13 protein-coding genes are annotated in these 18,096 nt (G+C 69.1%); 12 read left to right on the forward strand and 1 reads right to left on the reverse strand.

All coding sequences use genetic code 11. The features are described 5' to 3' along the window. The first annotated feature begins 289 nt into the window (after positions 1–289). The 12 genes from ACIBK8_RS00660 (at position 290) to ACIBK8_RS00715 (ending at position 16,851) form a co-directional block, all read left to right on the forward strand. A complete protein-coding gene (locus ACIBK8_RS00660) occupies positions 290–2,686 on the forward strand; it encodes an ABC transporter family substrate-binding protein (RefSeq protein WP_399039321.1) in 2,397 nt (798 codons plus the stop codon). Between the two features lie 174 nt (positions 2,687–2,860). Further along, positions 2,861–4,732, forward strand: a complete 1,872-nt coding sequence (gene typA / locus ACIBK8_RS00665; RefSeq protein WP_399039322.1) for a translational GTPase TypA — start codon at positions 2,861–2,863, stop codon at positions 4,730–4,732. Positions 4,733–5,191: 459 nt separating this feature from the next. After that, positions 5,192–6,820, forward strand: a complete 1,629-nt coding sequence (locus tag ACIBK8_RS00670) for an ABC transporter substrate-binding protein (protein WP_399039323.1) — start codon at positions 5,192–5,194, stop codon at positions 6,818–6,820. Between the two features lie 165 nt (positions 6,821–6,985). Beyond that, positions 6,986–7,909 (forward strand): ABC transporter permease, encoded by a 924-nt coding sequence (locus ACIBK8_RS00675; protein WP_399039324.1) that lies wholly within the window; start codon positions 6,986–6,988, stop codon positions 7,907–7,909. Next, entirely contained in the window at positions 7,902–8,831 is a 930-nt protein-coding gene (locus ACIBK8_RS00680; protein WP_399039325.1) for an ABC transporter permease, read from the forward strand. Before ACIBK8_RS00675 ends, ACIBK8_RS00680 begins: the two co-directional genes overlap by 8 nt. Before the next feature lie 11 nt (positions 8,832–8,842). Continuing rightward, complete coding sequence (locus ACIBK8_RS00685; RefSeq protein ID WP_399039326.1) at positions 8,843–9,871, forward strand: ABC transporter ATP-binding protein; 1,029 nt, start codon at positions 8,843–8,845, stop codon at positions 9,869–9,871. Beyond that, positions 9,864–10,934 (forward strand): ABC transporter ATP-binding protein, encoded by a 1,071-nt coding sequence (locus ACIBK8_RS00690; protein WP_399039327.1) that lies wholly within the window; start codon positions 9,864–9,866, stop codon positions 10,932–10,934. The genes ACIBK8_RS00685 and ACIBK8_RS00690 overlap by 8 nt, the downstream gene beginning before the upstream one ends. 177 nt (positions 10,935–11,111) lie before the next feature. Further along, the gene (locus ACIBK8_RS00695) at positions 11,112–12,737 is read left to right on the forward strand and encodes an ABC transporter substrate-binding protein (RefSeq protein ID WP_399039328.1); all 1,626 of its coding nucleotides are present in this window, start codon (positions 11,112–11,114) and stop codon (positions 12,735–12,737) included. 93 nt (positions 12,738–12,830) lie between these two features. After that, on the forward strand, positions 12,831–13,754 hold the full coding sequence (locus tag ACIBK8_RS00700; protein WP_399039330.1) for an ABC transporter permease: 924 nt from the start codon (positions 12,831–12,833) through the stop codon (positions 13,752–13,754). Next, positions 13,747–14,718 carry an ABC transporter permease gene (locus ACIBK8_RS00705; protein ID WP_393682812.1) on the forward strand — a complete coding sequence of 324 codons (972 nt, stop codon included), beginning with the start codon at positions 13,747–13,749 and terminating at the stop codon, positions 14,716–14,718. The genes ACIBK8_RS00700 and ACIBK8_RS00705 overlap by 8 nt, the downstream gene beginning before the upstream one ends. Before the next feature lie 11 nt (positions 14,719–14,729). Then, positions 14,730–15,758 (forward strand): ABC transporter ATP-binding protein, encoded by a 1,029-nt coding sequence (locus tag ACIBK8_RS00710; protein WP_399039331.1) that lies wholly within the window; start codon positions 14,730–14,732, stop codon positions 15,756–15,758. After that, complete coding sequence (locus tag ACIBK8_RS00715; protein WP_399039333.1) at positions 15,745–16,851, forward strand: ABC transporter ATP-binding protein; 1,107 nt, start codon at positions 15,745–15,747, stop codon at positions 16,849–16,851. Before ACIBK8_RS00710 ends, ACIBK8_RS00715 begins: the two co-directional genes overlap by 14 nt. Positions 16,852–16,933: 82 nt before the next feature. Here the strand turns inward: ACIBK8_RS00715 and ACIBK8_RS00720 are convergent, their stop codons facing one another. Next, complete coding sequence (locus ACIBK8_RS00720) at positions 16,934–18,091, reverse strand: ABC transporter ATP-binding protein (protein ID WP_393682807.1); 1,158 nt, start codon at positions 18,089–18,091, stop codon at positions 16,934–16,936. Positions 18,092–18,096: the final 5 nt, after the last annotated feature.

Here is an 18,096-nt window from a genome sequence, read left to right on the forward strand (position 1 = left end):
TCGTGATTACCGGATCCAACCGGTGCGTTTCGGTCCCCACGCCGCTTTCCGCGCCCCCGGCGCCCGGCCGCCGGGCGCCCCGGCCCGCCGCCCCACAGGCCCGTACGCCCGCCGCGCGCACGGGTGTTGGGCCGGGTGGGTGGCCTTGGCCCGCCGATCGACGTGTCGGGTACCGGTGCCGTGATCGGTCGCTTTCAGTGGGGGAGCCATAGATGTGATGAGCCGCAAAGTCGGCCGAACGTGTTGCGGCGGCTCGGCGCGGCGCGCGCGAGCCCCGGAGGTAACAGCCATGACCGACCACGTCAGCACAGGCCGCGCGGCGTGCCGCAGACGCCGTTGCGCCGCGCTCATCGCGGCGGGGGTGCTGCTCCCACTGCCGGTGCTGGCCGGCTGCGGCGCCGACGACGACGGCGGGGCGTCATCGACCGCCCAGGACATCGCGGCGGCGCCCCGCGGCCGGGTCAAGGACGGCGGTACGGTCCGCTGGGCCGTGGACACCCTGCCCGCCACCCTCAACGCCTTCCACGCCGACGCCGACGCGGCCACCTCGCAGGTCACCGGCGCCGTGCTGCCCTCGCTCTTCACCCTCGACAAGAGCGGCGCACCGCAGCGCAACGCCGACTACCTCACCGCCGCCGACATCACCAAGCGCGAGCCCCGGCAGGTCGTCGTCTACAAGCTCAACCCCAAGGCGCGCTGGAGCGACGGCCGGGCGATCGGGGCGGCCGACTTCGCCGCCCAGTGGAAGGCGCTGCGCGGCAAGGACAACGCGTACTGGACCGCGCGCAACGCCGGCTACGACCGCATCGACAAGGTCGAGCAGGGCGCCGACGCGCACCAGGTCAAGGTCACCTTCGCCCGGCCCTACGCGGACTGGCGGTCGCTGTTCACACCGCTCTACCCGCAGCGCGTCATGGGCAGCGCCGACGCCTTCAACGACGGCGCCCGGGAACGTCTGGAGGTGGCGGCGGGCCCGTTCACCGTCGAGGGCCGCGACAGCGACGAGGGCACCGTCACCCTCGTCCGCAACCCGAAGTGGTGGGGGGCGCGCGCCAAGCTCGACCGGATGGTGTTCCAGGCGCTGCCGCGCGCGCAGCGGGCCGAGGCGCTGGAAGCCGGGGACGTCGACGTGGCGGCGGTCGACCCGAAGGACGCCCGGAAGGTCGACCCCACCGGAGGCGGAGCCCCGGGCAGCCGGCCGAAGAGCGTGCACGCGGGCAACTCGGGACCGCAGGCACAGCAGGCCGCGGCCGACCCGGGGGCCCTGCACGGCTACGCCCTGCGCAAGGCCCTGGAGCCCGCCTACACGCAGCTCGCGCTCAACGGCAGCACCGGTCCGCTCAGCGACGAGCGGGTACGCCGCGCGGTGGCCCGCGCCATCGACCGCCAGAAGCTCGCCGACACCGTGCTCAAGCCCCTGCACCTGCCCTCCCGCCCGCTCGGCAGCCACCTCATGATGGCCGGGCAGCCCGGCTACGAGGACCACAGCGACGCGATCGGCGGCCAGGACACGGGCGCGGCGAAGGCGCTGCTCGCGGACGCCGGCTGGCGGCCGGGGAAGGGCGGTGGCGTCCCGGCGTCGCCGCAGCCCGCGAACGAGGACGCGGCCGGCGGCGGGGCCGCGTCCGGCGCCGCCTCCGCTTCGGCGAAGGCGGGACCGGCCCGCTCATCGAAGGCCGCGCACGCCGATTCCGACGGCCGCAACCCGGAGCACGCGCCCGCCCGCCCCGACGACGACCACGCCCCGGGCACCCGCCCCGCGATCGCGGACGCCCCGCTCTCGGCGGCCCGCGCGATCGGCGCCGAGGTCCAGCAGGCGGCGCTGCTGCGGCAGAGCGCCACGTTCTACAAGGCCGCCGCGGCCGACCGTGAGGAAGCGGCCGACGGGGACACCGAGGGCGAGGTGTACGCCGCGTCCAAGGTGTACGCCGGGTGGGCGGCCCGCGCCCTCGCGGCGGCCGAGCTGGTCGGCACCGGACAGGCGGGTACCGATCAGGCGGGCACCGACCAGGCAGGTACCGGTCGGCCGGGCGCCGACGGGGCGGTGGCCGGGCACCCGGGACCGCAGGCCGGCGGGCAGGACGAGAAGGCGGGGAAGAAGGAGGACGCGGAGGGGCGGCCTGCCGAGCGGGCCGCGTCCGCGCAGGTCCCCGCCATGAAGAAGGCCGGCAAGGCGCTGACCCTGCGCTTCGTACTGCCCGACGGGCCCGGCTCCGAGCAGCTGCGCGCCGTGGGCGACCGGATCGCCGCGATGCTCGGCAGGATCGGCGTCAGGACCGCCGTCCAGAAGGTCGATGACCGCAGCTACTTCGACGACCACATCGCCGCGGGCGACTACGACCTGGCGCTCTACACCTGGCCGGGCACCGCCTACCCGGCGACCGACGCCCGGCCGATCTACGCCAAGCCGCAGCCCGCGCCGGACGGCTCGCTGACCGTCGCGCAGAACTACACCCGGGTCGGCACCGACCGGATCGACCAGCTCTTCGACCAGGCGGTGTCCGAGCTGGACCCGGAAGGCTCGCGGGAGGTGATGGAGAAGGCGGACGCCCGGATCTGGGCCGTCGCCGGATCGATCCCGCTCTACCAGCAGCCCGAACTCGTCGCCGTCAAGAAGCCGCTCGCCAACATCGGCGCCTTCGGCTTCGCCACCCCCCGCTTCCAGGACATCGGATACACGAAGTAGCGGCGAACAATCGGTAAGAAAGCGCAGGTCAGAGGCGGTACGTACGGGCTGGGGCGGCCAACGCCGCCGCAGCCACGTACGATGGGGTGAGGCCGTGGCGTCTTCATGCCCGGCGGGCGCGCGTACCGGACCGTACGCGCCGCCATCCACGATTCCGGGAGAAGCGCCGCCAGTATGCCCACGCGCCACGACATTCGTAACGTAGCCATCGTCGCCCACGTCGACCACGGCAAGACGACCATCGTCGATGCCATGCTCAAGCAGGCCGGTGCCTTCGCCGCGCACGCAGCCGAGTCGCTCGACGACCGCATGATGGACTCGAACGACCTGGAGCGTGAGAAGGGCATCACGATCCTGGCCAAGAACACGGCCGTCAAGTACCACCCCAAGGATGGTGGTGACCCGATCACCATCAACATCATCGACACCCCCGGCCACGCCGACTTCGGTGGTGAGGTCGAGCGCGGTCTGTCGATGGTGGACGCGGTCGTCCTGCTCGTCGACGCCTCCGAGGGTCCGCTGCCGCAGACCCGCTTCGTGCTCCGCAAGGCCCTCCAGGCCCGGATGCCGGTCATCCTGTGCATCAACAAGACCGACCGCCCGGACTCCCGGATCGACGAGGTCGTCAACGAGACGTACGACCTCTTCCTCGACCTGGACGCCGACGAGGACCAGATCGAGTTCCCGATCGTCTACGCCTGCGGCCGTGACGGCATCGCCTCGCTGACCAAGCCGGAGGACGGCACCGTCCCGGCCGACAGCGAGAACCTGGAGCCGTTCTTCTCCACGATCCTGGAGCACGTCCCCGCTCCGGAGTACGACGAGGAGGCCCCCCTCCAGGCCCACGTCACCAACCTGGACGCCGACAACTTCCTCGGCCGTATCGCGCTCTGCCGCGTCGAGCAGGGCGAGCTGAAGAAGGGCCAGACCGTCGCGTGGATCAAGCGTGACGGCACGATGTCCAACGTCCGCATCACCGAGCTGATGATGACCGAGGCGCTCACCCGCAAGCCGGCCGAGAAGGCGGGCCCCGGTGACATCTGCGCGGTCGCCGGTATCCCGGACATCATGATCGGCGAGACGCTGGCCGACCCCGAGAACCCGATCGCGCTGCCGCTGATCACGGTCGACGAGCCGGCCATCTCGATGACCATCGGCACCAACACCTCGCCGCTGGTCGGCAAGGGCGGCAAGGGCCACAAGGTCACCGCCCGCCAGGTCAAGGACCGCCTCGACCGCGAGCTGATCGGTAACGTCTCGCTGCGCGTGCTGGACACCGAGCGTCCCGACGCCTGGGAGGTCCAGGGCCGTGGCGAGCTGGCGCTGGCGATCCTCGTCGAGACCATGCGCCGGGAAGGCTTCGAGCTGACCGTCGGCAAGCCCGAGGTCGTCACCAAGGAGGTCGACGGCAAGCTGCACGAGCCGATCGAGCGCCTGACGATCGACTCCCCCGAGGAGCACCTCGGCGCGATCACGCAGCTGATGGCGACCCGCAAGGGCCGCATGGAGACCATGACCAACCACGGATCCGGCTGGATCCGCATGGAGTGGATCGTTCCTTCACGTGGCCTGATCGGCTTCCGTACGGAGTTCCTGACCCAGACCCGCGGCACCGGCATCGCGCACTCCCTCTTCGAGGGTCACGAGCCGTGGTTCGGTGAGCTGCGCACCCGTCACAACGGTTCACTGGTCGCCGACCGCTCCGGTTCGGTCACGCCGTTCGCGATGATCAACCTCCAGGAGCGCGGCGTGATCTTCACGGAGCCGGGCACCGAGGTGTACGAGGGCATGATCATCGGTGAGAACTCGCGCGCCGACGACATGGACGTGAACATCACCAAGGAGAAGAAGCTCACCAACATGCGTGCGGCTTCCGCGGACTCGACCGAGAACGTCGTGCCGCCGCGCAAGCTCTCCCTGGAGCAGTCGCTGGAGTTCTGCCGCGACGACGAGTGCATCGAGGTCACCCCGGAGACCGTGCGTATCCGCAAGGTCGTCCTGGACCAGAAGGAGCGCGGTCGCTCCGCTTCGCGCGCCAAGCGCTGACCCTCCAGGGCACGCGCCACCCGCGTCACCCAGCGCCCCGCCGGACTCTGCTGTCCGGCGGGGCGCTGTCGTGTGTGCAGGGGGGGCGATCGCTTATCCGTGGCGCGGGTGATTGTCAACGGGGCTTTGGTCTCTACCTAATTGGCCGGTGTCCGTATTGCGGAAGGAATCTGTGGTTCCGCTGCCCACCTCGTCCGTTTCATGACCGTGTGGATAGTTTGTTTTGTCCGGATTCCGAACGGTGGCAGGGGTAGATGTGACTTAATCGCAACCACTTACGCGTGACTTATGGCGGGAACGTGACTGAGACTGGGCGGTATTGAGCTCGGGTCAATGGGTCAAGCGCCGTAAGAAGCGCCGACTCACGAGCATCGGGGGCTGGTTGCGGACTGTCAGGGGTGTCAGTCGCGGGCCGGCTCCTTTCCATATCAGGAAATGGACTCATGAGGAGGCAGTCCCATGCGCGGTGCCAAGAGCGCCACCTGGGTCGCAGGAGCGATAGTCGTGGCCCTGGGGGCGACGGCCTGTGGCGGCGGCAGCAGCAGTGCGAGTGCCGAACCCGGTGTGGTTCGGGCGAACTGGGGCGACCCGCAGAACCCGCTGGAGCCGGCCAACACCAATGAGGTGCTCGGCGGCAAGGTCCTGGACATGATCTTCAGCAACCTGAAGAGCTACGACCCCAAGACCGGCGAGGCCAAGAACGACGTCGCCCAGTCGATCGACACCAAGGACCAGCAGAACTTCACCATCAAGGTGAAGAAGGGCGAGAAGTTCTCCAACGGAGAGGCGGTCACCGCCCGTTCGTTCGTCGACGCCTGGAACTACGGTGCGCTGAGCACCAACGCGCAGAAGAACTCGTACTTCTTCGCCGACATCAAGGGCTACGACAAGGTCGCGCCCGCCAAGGGCAAGCCGACCGCCAAGACCCTCTCCGGGCTGAAGGTCGTCGACGACCACACCTTCACCGTCGAGCTGAACGAGAAGATGTCGACCTGGCCGGTCCGTCTCGGCTACAAGGCGTTCGCGCCGCTGCCGACGGCGTTCTTCAGCAAGCACGACGCCTACCTCGCCAAGCCGGTCGGCAACGGTCCCTACACCGTCGACTCGTACGACAAGGGCAAGCAGATGAAGCTTGTCCCGAACAAGTACTACACGGGCGAGGACAAGCCGCACAACAAGGGCGTCCTGCTCAAGGTCTACACGGACTCCAACGCCGCCTACGCCGACCTCCAGTCGGGCAACCTCGACGTGGACGACGACGTGCCGGCGGAGCAGATCAGGAACGCCAAGTCGGACCTGAAGGGCCGCTACCTCTCGCAGCCGGCCGGCATCAACCAGGTCGTCACCTTCCCGCTCTACCAGGACGGGTGGAACAAGCCCGGCATGGAGAAGGTCCGCAAGGGCCTGTCGATGGCGATCGACCGCAAGGCGATCACCGACAAGGTCTACAACGGCACCCGCACGCCGGCCACCGACCTGACCTCGCCGGTCCTCGGCGACGCGAACGGCTACAGCAAGGACGTCTGCGGCGACGCCTGCACGTACAACCCCACCGAGGCCAAGAAGCTCATCAAGGAAGGCGGCGGCATCCCCGGCGGCAAGATGACCATCGGGTACAACGCCGACAAGGACTCCCACAAGCAGTGGGTGGACGCGGTCTGCAACAGCATCAACAAGGTGCTGGGCAACGACACCGCCTGCGTCGGCAACCCCGTCGGCACCTTCGGTGACTTCCGCAACCAGATCACCAAGCGGGAGATGACCCAGCCCTTCAGGTCCGGCTGGCAGATGGACTACCCGCAGATCGAGAACTTCCTGACCCCGCTGTACGCCACCGGCGGCGCCTCCAACGACGCCCAGTTCAGCGACCCGAAGTTCGACGCGCTGCTCAAGCAGGCCGGCGCCGAGCCGGACACCAAGAAGGCGACCGACCTCTACAAGCAGGCCGAGAAGATCGTCCTCGACAAGATGGTCAGCATCCCGCTCTGGTACCAGAACGGCACCGCCGGCTGGTCCGAGCACGTCTCCGGCGTCCAGCTCAACGCCTTCAGCTTCCCGGTCTTCACCAAGATCAAGGTCAGCAGCTGACCCGACGCAACTGCCCCTGAGACCGGCGTACTTCGCCGGTCTCCCGAGCGGGGCTTCGTATCCGACCGCTCACGGCGGCAGGAGCAGCCGGCCCGCCCGCGCCGGACCCACCCGGTCCGGCGCCGGGCCCGGCTGCCCCCGCGTCGGCGCTTTTCTGGAGGACACATGGGGCGCTACGTCATACGACGACTGCTCCAGATGGTGCCCGTCTTCATCGGCACCACTTTCTTGATCTTCGTCATGGTCTACGCACTGGGCGACCCGGTCGCCGCCATGTTCGGAGACCGGGCCCCCGATCCGGCCACCGCCGCCCAGATCCGGGAGTCCCTGCACCTCAACGACCCGCTGTGGAGCCAGTATCTGCAGTACATGGCCGGCATCTTCCGCGGCGACTTCGGCACCGCCTTCAACGGCACCCCGGTCTCCGAACTGATGGCGTCGGCCTTCCCGAACACCATCAAGCTGACGCTGGTGGCGTTCGCCATCGAGGTCGTGGTGGGGGTCGGTCTCGGCGTCGTCGCCGGCCTGCGGCGCGGCCGGCTCGTCGACACCGGCGTACTGGTCTTCACGCTGCTGGTGATCTCCATCCCGACGTTCGTCACCGGCTACCTGCTCCAGTACTTCATCGGCGTGAAGTTCGCCTGGGCCGCCCCGGCGGTCTCCGCGGACGTCCACATCGGTGAACTGCTGCTGCCCGGCATCGTGTTGGCCGGTGTCTCGCTGGCGTACGTCGCCCGGCTGACCCGCACCTCGATCGCGGAGAACATCCGCTCCGACTACATCAGGACCGCCACCGCCAAGGGCCTGCCGCGGCGCCGGGTCGTCGGCGTGCACCTGCTGCGCAACTCGCTGATCCCCGTCATCACCTTTCTCGGCACCGACATCGGCGCCCTGATGGGCGGCGCGATCGTCACCGAGCGGATCTTCAACATCCAGGGTGTCGGATTCCAGCTCTACCAGGGCATCCTGCGGCAGAACTCGCCCACCGTGGTGGGCTTCGTGACCATCCTCGTGGTCGTCTTCCTCGCCGCCAACCTGATCGTCGACCTGCTCTACGCGGTCCTGGACCCGAGGATCCGTTATGCCTGAGATGACCGAACCGGTCGCCACGGACCGTACCGAGGGGGCCGCCGCACCCGGAGGCAACGGCCCCGAACCGCAGGCCGCGCCGCGCAGCCTGTGGGGCGACGCCTGGCGCGACCTGCGCCGCAACCCCGTCTTCTACATCTCCGCCGTCCTCATCCTCTTCCTGGTCGTCATCTCGATCTGGCCGAGCCTGCTGACCGGCACCAGCCCGTACGCCTGCGACCTCGGCCGCTCCCAGCAGGGGCCCGCACCAGGGCACCCCTTCGGCTTCAACACCCAGGGCTGTGACGTCTACGCGCGTACCGTGTACGGCGCCCGCGCCTCGGTCACCGTCGGCATCTGCACCACCGTCCTCGCCGCGGTCATCGGCTGCCTCTTCGGCGGGCTCGCCGGATTCTTCGGCGGCTGGTGGGACTCGCTGCTGTCGCGGATCGGCGACATCTTCTTCGGCATCCCGATCCTGCTCGGCGGCATCGTCTTCCTCTCCGTCATCAAGGGCGGCTCGATCTTCACCGTCGTGCTCCTGATGGCGATCCTGGGCTGGCCGCAGATCGCCCGCATCGCGCGCAGCGCGGTGATCTCCGCCAAGCAGCAGGACTACGTCCAGGCGGCACGGGCACTCGGCGCGAGCACCCCGCGGATGCTGCTGCGGCACATCGCGCCCAACGCGCTGGCGCCCGTCATCGTCGTGGCGACCATCGCGCTGGGCACCTACATCTCGCTGGAGGCGACCCTGTCGTTCCTCGGCGTCGGCCTGAAGCCGCCGACGGTCTCCTGGGGCATCGACATCTCGTCGGCCGCCACCCAGATCCGCAACGCGCCGCACATGCTGCTGTATCCGGCCGGCGCGCTGTCGGTCACCGTGCTGGCGTTCATCATGCTCGGCGACGCGGTCCGCGACGCCCTCGACCCCAAGCTGCGCTGAGGGAGGCGTTCATGACCAGCACAGAGAAGACCCCGGCCGTCCCCGCGCCCCGCGAACCGGACAGCCCGCTGCTCCAGGTCCGCGACCTGCACGTGGAATTCCACACCCGCGACGGCGTCGTCAAGGCCGTCAACGGCGTCAACTACAGCGTCTCGGCGGGCGAGACGCTGGCGGTGCTCGGCGAGTCGGGATCCGGCAAGTCGGTCACCGCACAGGCCGTGATGGGCATCCTCGACATGCCGCCCGCGAAGATCCCGCGCGGCGAGATCCGCTTCCGCGGCCAGGACATGCTGACGATGTCGGGCGAGGCCCGCCGCAAGCTCCGCGGCGCCAAGATCGCCATGATCTTCCAGGACGCGCTGTCCTCGCTGAACCCGGTCCTGTCCGTCGGCTACCAGCTCGGCGAGATGTTCCGCGTCCACCAGGGCCTGTCCAAGAAGGCCGCACTCGCCAAGGCCGTCGAGCTGATGGACAAGGTGAAGATCCCGGCGGCGAAGAACCGGGTGCACGACTTCCCGCACCAGTTCTCCGGCGGTATGCGGCAGCGCATCATGATCGCGATGGCGCTCGCCCTGGAGCCCGAGCTGATCATCGCGGACGAGCCGACCACGGCCCTGGACGTCACCGTCCAGGCGCAGGTCATGGACCTGCTCGCGGAACTCCAGCGTGAGTTCCACATGGGGCTCATCCTGATCACCCACGACCTGGGTGTGGTCGCGGACGTCGCCGACAAGATCGCGGTGATGTACGCGGGCCGGATCGTCGAGACCGCCCCCGTCCACGAGCTGTACCGGAATCCCGCGCACCCGTACACCCGCGGACTCCTCGACTCCATCCCGCGCCTGGACCAGAAGGGCCAGGAGCTGTACGCGATCAAGGGCCTGCCGCCCAACCTGCTGCACGTGCCGCAGGGTTGCGCCTTCCACCCGCGCTGCCCCAAGGCCCAGGACATCTGCGGGACGGATTCCCCGGCGCTGCACACCATCGGCGAAGGCCGGCGCAGCGCCTGCCACTTCTGGAAGGAGACGGTCCATGGCTGAGCCGACGAAGGCGGCCGGCGCCGCCCCGGCCGGGGAGCGCGAGCCGATCCTCCAGGTGCGCGACCTCGTCAAGCACTTCCCGCTCACCCAGGGCGTGCTGTTCAAGAAGCAGGTCGGCGCGGTCAAGGCCGTCGACGGCATCTCGTTCGACCTCTACAAGGGCGAGACGCTCGGCATCGTCGGCGAGTCGGGCTGCGGCAAGTCGACCGTCGCCAAGCTGCTGATGAACCTCGAACGGGCCACCGCGGGCGAGGTGTTCTACCGCGGTGAGGACATCACCAAGCTGTCGGGGCGGGCGTTGAAGGCGGTGCGCCGCAACATCCAGATGGTGTTCCAGGACCCGTATACGTCCCTGAATCCGCGGATGACGGTGGGCGACATCATCGGGGAGCCGTACGAGATCCACCCCGAGGTGGCCCCCAAGGGTTCGCGGCGGCAGAAGGTGCGTGAACTCCTGGATGTGGTGGGGCTCAACCCGGAGTACATCAACCGGTATCCGCACCAGTTCTCCGGCGGCCAGCGCCAGCGCATCGGCATCGCCCGCGGCCTCGCGCTCAACCCCGAGGTCATCATCTGCGACGAGCCGGTCTCCGCCCTCGACGTGTCCGTGCAGGCCCAGGTCATCAACCTGATGGCGCAGCTCCAGGACGAGTTCGACCTGTCGTACCTCTTCATCGCGCACGACCTGTCGATCGTCCGGCACATCTCCGACCGGGTCGGCGTGATGTACCTCGGCAGGATGGCGGAGATCGGCACCGACGAGCAGATCTACGACCACCCGACGCACCCGTACACGCAGGCCCTGCTCTCCGCCGTGCCGGTGCCCGACCCGGCGGCGCGCGAGGGGCGGGAGCGGATCATCCTCACCGGTGACGTGCCCTCGCCCGCCGATCCGCCGTCCGGCTGCCGCTTCCGCACCCGCTGCTGGAAGGCCGAGGACCGGTGCGCGACGGAGTCCCCCGTCCTCGCGGTGCCGGAGCGCTTCCAGGGCTCCGACTCCCCGGCAGCGCACGCGTCGGCCTGCCACTTCGCCGAGGTGAAGGACGTGGTGGGGGCGGCCTAGGCGAGGTCCCCTCCCCGGCGGCCGGGGCGCCCGTTACCGGGGCGTCGCGGTCGCCGTCCTGGCATCCGGGGGTTTTCCCCCGCGCCCGGAGCAATGCGGCTGCCCTGGGCATGCGGCGGTGACCGGTATCAGCTCTTATGTCGTTTACGTATGACTGGAGAGCTGAGGAGGCACCCCATGCGCGCAGCCACGCACGCGAAGTGGGCCGTAGGTGCCGTGTCCGTCGCGCTGGCGGCCACGGCCTGCGGAGGGGGCGTGGGCAGCGGGTCCGACGACCCCGGGGTCGTCAGCGCCTCCTGGGGTGATCCGCAGAATCCGCTGGAGCCGGCGAACACCAACGAGGTGCAGGGCGGCAAGGTCCTGGAGATGATCTTCCGGGGGCTCAAGCGGTACAACTCGAAGACCGGGGCCGCGCAGAACGTCATCGCGGACCGCATCGAGACCACGGACTCGCAGCACTACACGGTGACCCTCAAACCCGGCTGGACCTTCAGCAACGGCGAGAAGGTCACCGCGAAATCCTTCGTCGACGCCTGGAATTACGGCGCCCTGCTCGACAACAGCCAGCGGAACGCGTCGTTCTTCCAGTACATCGACGGATACGACCGGGTGCACCCGGAAAACGGCACGGCCAAGGCGAAGACGATGTCGGGACTGAAGGTCGTCAGCCCCACAGAATTCACCGTCAAGCTCAACCAGAAATTCTCCAGCTGGCCCGACACCCTCGGCTACAGCGCCTTCATGCCGCTGCCCCGGGCGTTCTACACGGACCACGCGGCCTGGGTGAAGAAACCGATCGGCAACGGCCCGTACGTCGTGGAGTCCTACACCAAGGGCTCCGCGATGAAGCTCCGGAAACGGGCGAAGTACCCGGGCGCCGACAAGGCCAGGAACGACGGCATCGACCTGCGGGTCTACACCGACAACAATTCCGCCTACACCGACCTCCAGGCGGGAAACCTCGACCTCGTCGACGACATCCCGGCCACACAGCTCAAAAACGTCCGGCAGGACCTCGGTGACCGGTATCTCAATCTGCCGGCCGGCGTCATCCAGACCCTCACCGTCCCGATATACGACAAGGCGTGGAACAAGCCCGGTATGGACAAGGTGCGCCGCGGCGTCTCGATGGCCATCGACCGGGCGTCGATCACCAGGGAAATCTTCCGGGACACCCGCACCCCGGCCACCGACTGGACCTCTCCGGTACTCAAGGCGGACGGCGGCTACAAGGCCGGACTGTGCGGTACGGCCTGCGAATTCCACCCCAAGGAGGCCAAGGCGCTGATCAAGGAGGGCGGCGGCCTGCCCGGCGGGAAGATGACGATCGCCTACAACGCCGACACCGGCTCGCACAAGGACTGGATCGACGCGATCTGCAACAGCATCAACAACACGCTGGGCGACGACAAGGCGTGCGTGGGCGCACCGGTCGGCACCTTCGCTGACTTCCGCAACCGCATCTCGGCACGGAAGATGACCGGCCTTTTCCGGGCCGGCTGGCAGATGGACTACCCGCTCATCCAGAACTTCCTCCAGCCGATGTACTACACCGACGCCTCATCCAACGACGGCAAGTTCAGCAACCCGGAATTCGACAGACTCGTCAACGAGGCCAACGCCGCGACGGACGTACCGGCCGCCATCGGGAAATTCCAGGACGCGGAGAAGATCCTCGCCGACCAGATGCCGGCCGTTCCGCTCTGGTACCAGAACGGCAGCGGCGGCTATTCGGAGCGGATCGGCCACGTGTCACTCAACCCGTTCAGCGTCCCCGTCTACAACGAGATCAAGGTCAACTGACCGGCCGGCGGCGGCACATGGCGGGCCCGCACACCGGCCCGCCCGTACCGCCACCGCATTCCCCCGGCTCGTTCCACAGAATCCGGAGCCCTCATGGGACGCTATGTGATCCGGCGGCTGCTCCAGATGATCCCGGTGTTCATCGGCAGCACGTTCCTGATCTTCTTCATGGTGTACGCGCTGGGTGACCCGGTGGCCGCGATGTTCGGCGACCGGGCCCCCGACCCCGCGACCGCCGCCCAGATCCGCGCCGACCTCTATCTCGACCAGCCGCTGTGGAAGCAGTACCTGCACTACATGGGGCAGATCTTCCAAGGGGATTTCGGCACCGCGTTCAACGGCCAGCCGGTCACCGAACTGATGGCGGCGGCCTTTCCCGTCACCCTGCGGCTCACCCTCGTCGCGATCGTCATCGAAATGACCGCCGGAATTCTGCTGGGCGTCTTCAGCGGGCTGCGGCGCGGCCGGGCCGTGGACACATCGGTGCTGGTCTTCACGCTCGTCGTGGTCTCCGTCCCGACCTTCGTCAGCGGCTATGTACTGCAATTCCTGCTGGGCGTGAAATGGGGCTGGGTCAAACCCGCCGTCTCCATCGAGGCACCGCTCGACGAACTCCTGCTGCCGGGGCTCGTGCTGGCACTGGTCTCCCTGGCGTACGTCACCCGGCTGACCCGCACCTCCATCGCCGAGAACACCCGCGCCGACTACGTCCGCACCGCCATCGCCAAGGGACTGCCCCGGCACCGCGTCATCACCCGCCACCTGCTGCGCAATTCGCTGATCCCGGTGGTCACCTTCATCGGCACCGACATCGGCGCCCTGATGGGCGGCGCGATCGTCACCGAGCGCATCTTCAACATCCACGGCGTCGGATTCCAGCTCTACCAGGGCATCCTGCGGCAGAACTCACCCACCGTGGTGGGCTTCGTGACCATCCTCGTGCTGGTCTTCCTCCTCGCGAACCTCCTCGTCGACCTGCTGTACGCCGTCCTCGACCCGAGGATCCGCTATGCCTGATCACGTACCGAACGAAGCCATCACCCACGGCGACGGCGGCGCCGCCGCACTGGCCATCGGCGAGGCCGAATCCCTGGAGCGCACCCCGGGCACCGGTCCCGGCGGCGCCCCCACCGGCCGGGCCCGCAGCCTGTGGCGCGACGCCTGGCACGACCTGCGCCGCAACCCGGTCTTCGTGGTCTCCGCGCTGATCATCCTGTTCCTGGTGGTCATCGCCATCCGGCCGCAGTTGATCGCCGACGGGAACCCGTACCGCGCCGACCTCGCCAAGGCCCAGGCGGGGCCCGAGCCCGGCCACCCGTTCGGCTTCGACACCCAGGGCCGGGACGTCTACACCCGGGTGGTCTACGGCGCCCGCGCCTCCATCACCGTCGGCGTCTGCGCCACCGCGGGTGTCGCGCTCCTGGGCAGCCTGCTGGGCGGCCTGGCCGGGTTCTTCGGCGGCTGGTGGGACACCCTGCTCTCCCGGCTCGCCGACATCTTCTTCGGCATCCCGGTCATCCTCGGCGGACTGGTCTTCCTCTCCGTCGTCACCAGCTCCACCGTCTGGCCCGTGGTCGGCTTCATCGTGCTGCTCGGCTGGCCGCAGATCGCCCGTATCGCCCGCGGCGCCGTGTTCACCGCCAAGCAGAACGACTACGTCCAGGCCGCACGGGCACTGGGCGCCGGCAACGGCCGGATGCTGCTGCGGCACATCGCGCCGAACGCCGTCGCGCCCGTCATCGTCGTCGCCACCATCGCGCTGGGCACCTACATCTCGCTGGAGGCGACCCTGTCCTACCTCGGCGCCGGCCTCAAACCGCCCACCGTGTCCTGGGGCATCGACATCTCCGCCGCCTCGACGTCCATCCGCAACGCCCCGCACATGCTGCTGTGGCCCGCGGGGGCCCTGAGTATCACGGTGCTGGCGTTCATCATGCTCGGCGACGCGGTGCGCGACGCCCTCGACCCCAAGTTGCGCTGAGGAGCGGGCAGATGACGACGAACCCGGAGCTGGAACAGCCGGAACAGCCGGAACAGCCGAAACTCCTCGACGTCCGCGACCTGAAGGTCGAATTCCGCACCAGGGACGGCATCGCCAAGGCCGTCAACGGCGTCACGTACCAGGTCGCCGCCGGTCAGACGCTGGCGGTGCTCGGCGAGTCGGGATCCGGCAAGTCGGTCACCGCGCAGGCCGTGATGGGCATCCTCGACTCGCCACCGGGATTCGTCACCGGCGGCGAGATCCTCTTCCAGGGGCGCGACCTGCTGACGCTGGGCAGGGAGGAGCGCCGCCGGGTCCGCGGCGCGAAGATGGCCATGATCTTCCAGGACGCGCTGTCCTCGCTGAACCCGGTGCTCTCCGTCGGCGCGCAGCTCGGCGAGATGTACCAGGTGCACCGCGGACTGTCCCGCAAGGCGGCCCGCGGCAAGGCCGTCGAGCTGATGGAACGGGTCGGCATCCCCGCGGCCGGTGCCCGGGTGGGGGACTTCCCGCACCAGTTCTCCGGCGGTATGCGGCAGCGCATCATGATCGCGATGGCGCTCGCCCTTGAGCCCGAGCTGATCATCGCGGACGAGCCGACCACGGCCCTGGACGTCACCGTCCAGGCGCAGGTCATGGACCTGCTCGCGCAGCTCCAGCGTGAGTTCCACATGGGCCTGATCCTCATCACCCACGACCTGGGTGTGGTCGCCGACGTCGCCGACACCATCGCGGTGATGTACGCGGGCCGGATCGTCGAGACCGCCCCCGTCCACCAGCTCTACAAGGCCCCGGCCCACCCGTACACCCGCGGACTCCTCGACTCCATCCCGCGCCTGGACCAGAAGGGCCGCACGCTGTACGCGATCAAGGGCCTGCCGCCCAACCTGACGGCCATCCCGCCGGGCTGCCCCTTCAACCCCCGCTGCCCGCTGGCCCGGGACGTCTGCCGCACCGACCTGCCGCCGCTCTACGAGGCGGGCCCGGGGCGGACCAGCGCCTGCCACTTCTGGAAGGAGACCCTTGATGGAGCCCGATGACCAGGAGCCACGACCCGGCGGCGGGCACACGCCCGGCGCCGCGGTGGCCGGGGTCGGGACGCGGGCCGCCCGCGGCGAGGCGATCCTGGAGATCCGCGACCTGGCCAAGTACTTCCCGCTGCACCGGGGCGTGTTGTTCAAGAAGCAGGTCGGTGCGGTCAAGGCGGTCGACGGTGTCTCGTTCGACCTCTACAAGGGCGAGACGCTCGGCATCGTCGGCGAGTCGGGCTGCGGCAAGTCGACCGTCGCCAGAATGCTGGTCGGCCTGGAGCGGCCGACGGCCGGGCAGATCCGCTACCAGGGCGAGGACATCGTCAAGCTGTCGGGGCGGGCGTTGAAGGCGGTGCGCCGCAACATCCAGATGGTGTTCCAGGACCCGTATACGTCCCTGAATCCGCGGATGACGGTCGGGGACATCATCGGGGAGCCGTACGAGATTCACCCGGAGGTGGCCCCCAAGGGTTCGCGGCGGCAGAAGGTGCGTGAACTCCTGGATGTGGTGGGGCTCAACCCGGAGTACATCAACCGGTATCCGCACCAGTTCTCCGGCGGCCAGCGCCAGCGCATCGGCATCGCCCGCGGCCTCGCGCTCCGCCCGGAGATCATCGTCGCCGACGAACCGGTCTCCGCCCTCGACGTCTCCGTCCAGGCCCAGGTCGTCAACCTCCTGGAGCGCCTCCAGGACGAGTTCGACCTCAGCTACGTCTTCATCGCCCACGACCTGTCCGTCGTCCGGCACATCTCCGACCGGGTCGCCGTGATGTACCTCGGCAGACTCGCCGAAACCGGCACCGACGAGCAGATCTACGAGCACCCGACGCATCCGTACACCCAGGCGCTGCTCTCCGCCGTGCCGGTGCCCGACCCGGCGGCGCGGGAGCGGCGGGGGCGGATCCTGCTGGCCGGTGACGTGCCCTCGCCCGCCGATCCGCCGTCCGGCTGCCGCTTCCGCACCCGCTGCTGGAAGGCCCAGGACGTGTGTGCCGATGTGGTGCCGCCGCTGGACGTCCCGGAGTGGTTCGCCGGCGCGGGACCTGCCGGGCACCCGTCGGCCTGCCACTTCGCGGAGGAGCGGCCGGACGGCCAGGAGTAGCGCACAGGCCGAAGCCCGCCTCCCGTGGTGCTGGGGTGTGGGAAGCGGGCTCCGGCTCCGAGCGGAGGCGATTGAGACCGGGTCAAAGGGTCTTGCCGGTGGAGCCGGCGTCATCGGCCGGCCCCTCCTGCGCTGCCTCCTCGGCCGCGGCCAGTGCGGGATCGAGGACGATGGCCTCGTCGCGCGCCGCGGTCGTCGGTTCTTCGGGGAAGTGGCAGGCGGTGAGGTGGCCCGCGTCGTTCCCGGCGATCTGGAGCAGCGGCGGCTCATCCGTCGCGCACTTGTCCTGCGCCTTCCAGCAGCGGGTACGGAACCGGCAGCCGGACGGCGGGTTGACGGGGGAGGGGACGTCACCGGCGAGCCGGATGCGCTCGCGGTCCTCCTCTTCCGATTCGACGAACTTCGCCTCGGGCACCGCCGAGAGCAGCGCGTGCGTGTACGGGTGGCGCGGCCGGTTGTAGATCTCGTCGCGGGTGCCCACCTCGACGATCTTGCCGAGGTACATCACCGCGACCCGCTGGCTGAAGTGCCGTACCACCGCGAGGTCGTGCGCGATGAACAGGAACGCGATGTCCAGTTCCCGCTGGAGGTCCTGGAGGAGGTTGACGACCTGCGCCTGGATCGAGACGTCCAGCGCCGACACCGGCTCGTCGGCGACGATCAGCTTCGGCTCCAGGGCGAGCGCGCGGGCGACGCCGATGCGCTGCCGCTGGCCGCCGGAGAACTCGTGCGGGAAGCGGTTGTAGTGCTCCGGGTTGAGGCCGACGGTCTCCAGCAGCTCCCGGATCCGCTTCTCCCGGCCACCGGGCGGATTGATCCCGTTGATCTCCATCGGGCCGCCGATGATGGTGCCGACGGTCTGCCGCGGGTTCAGCGAGGCGTACGGGTCCTGGAAGATCATCTGGATCTCGGAGCGGACCGGAGCCAGCTCCTTGCGGTTCGCGTGGGTGATGTCCTGCCCCGCGTAGGTGATCTTGCCGGAGGTCGGCTCCATCAGCCGGGTCAGCAGCCGCCCGGTGGTCGACTTGCCGCAGCCCGACTCGCCGACCAGGCCGAAGCTCTCGCTCGCGTGCACGGTCAGGTCGACGCCGTCGACCGCCTGGACCGCGCCGACCTTCCGCTTGAACGGGAAACCGCCGTAGATCGGGAAGTGCTTGGTCACCCCCTCGGCGACGAGCAGCGGCTCGCCCGGGGTGGGCGCGGCGTCCCGGGGCGCGGGGAGTGTGACGTGGTCTGTCATGGTGA

This window comes from Streptomyces sp. NPDC050161, from assembly GCF_044460025.1.
Lineage (GTDB): Bacteria > Actinomycetota > Actinomycetes > Streptomycetales > Streptomycetaceae > Streptomyces.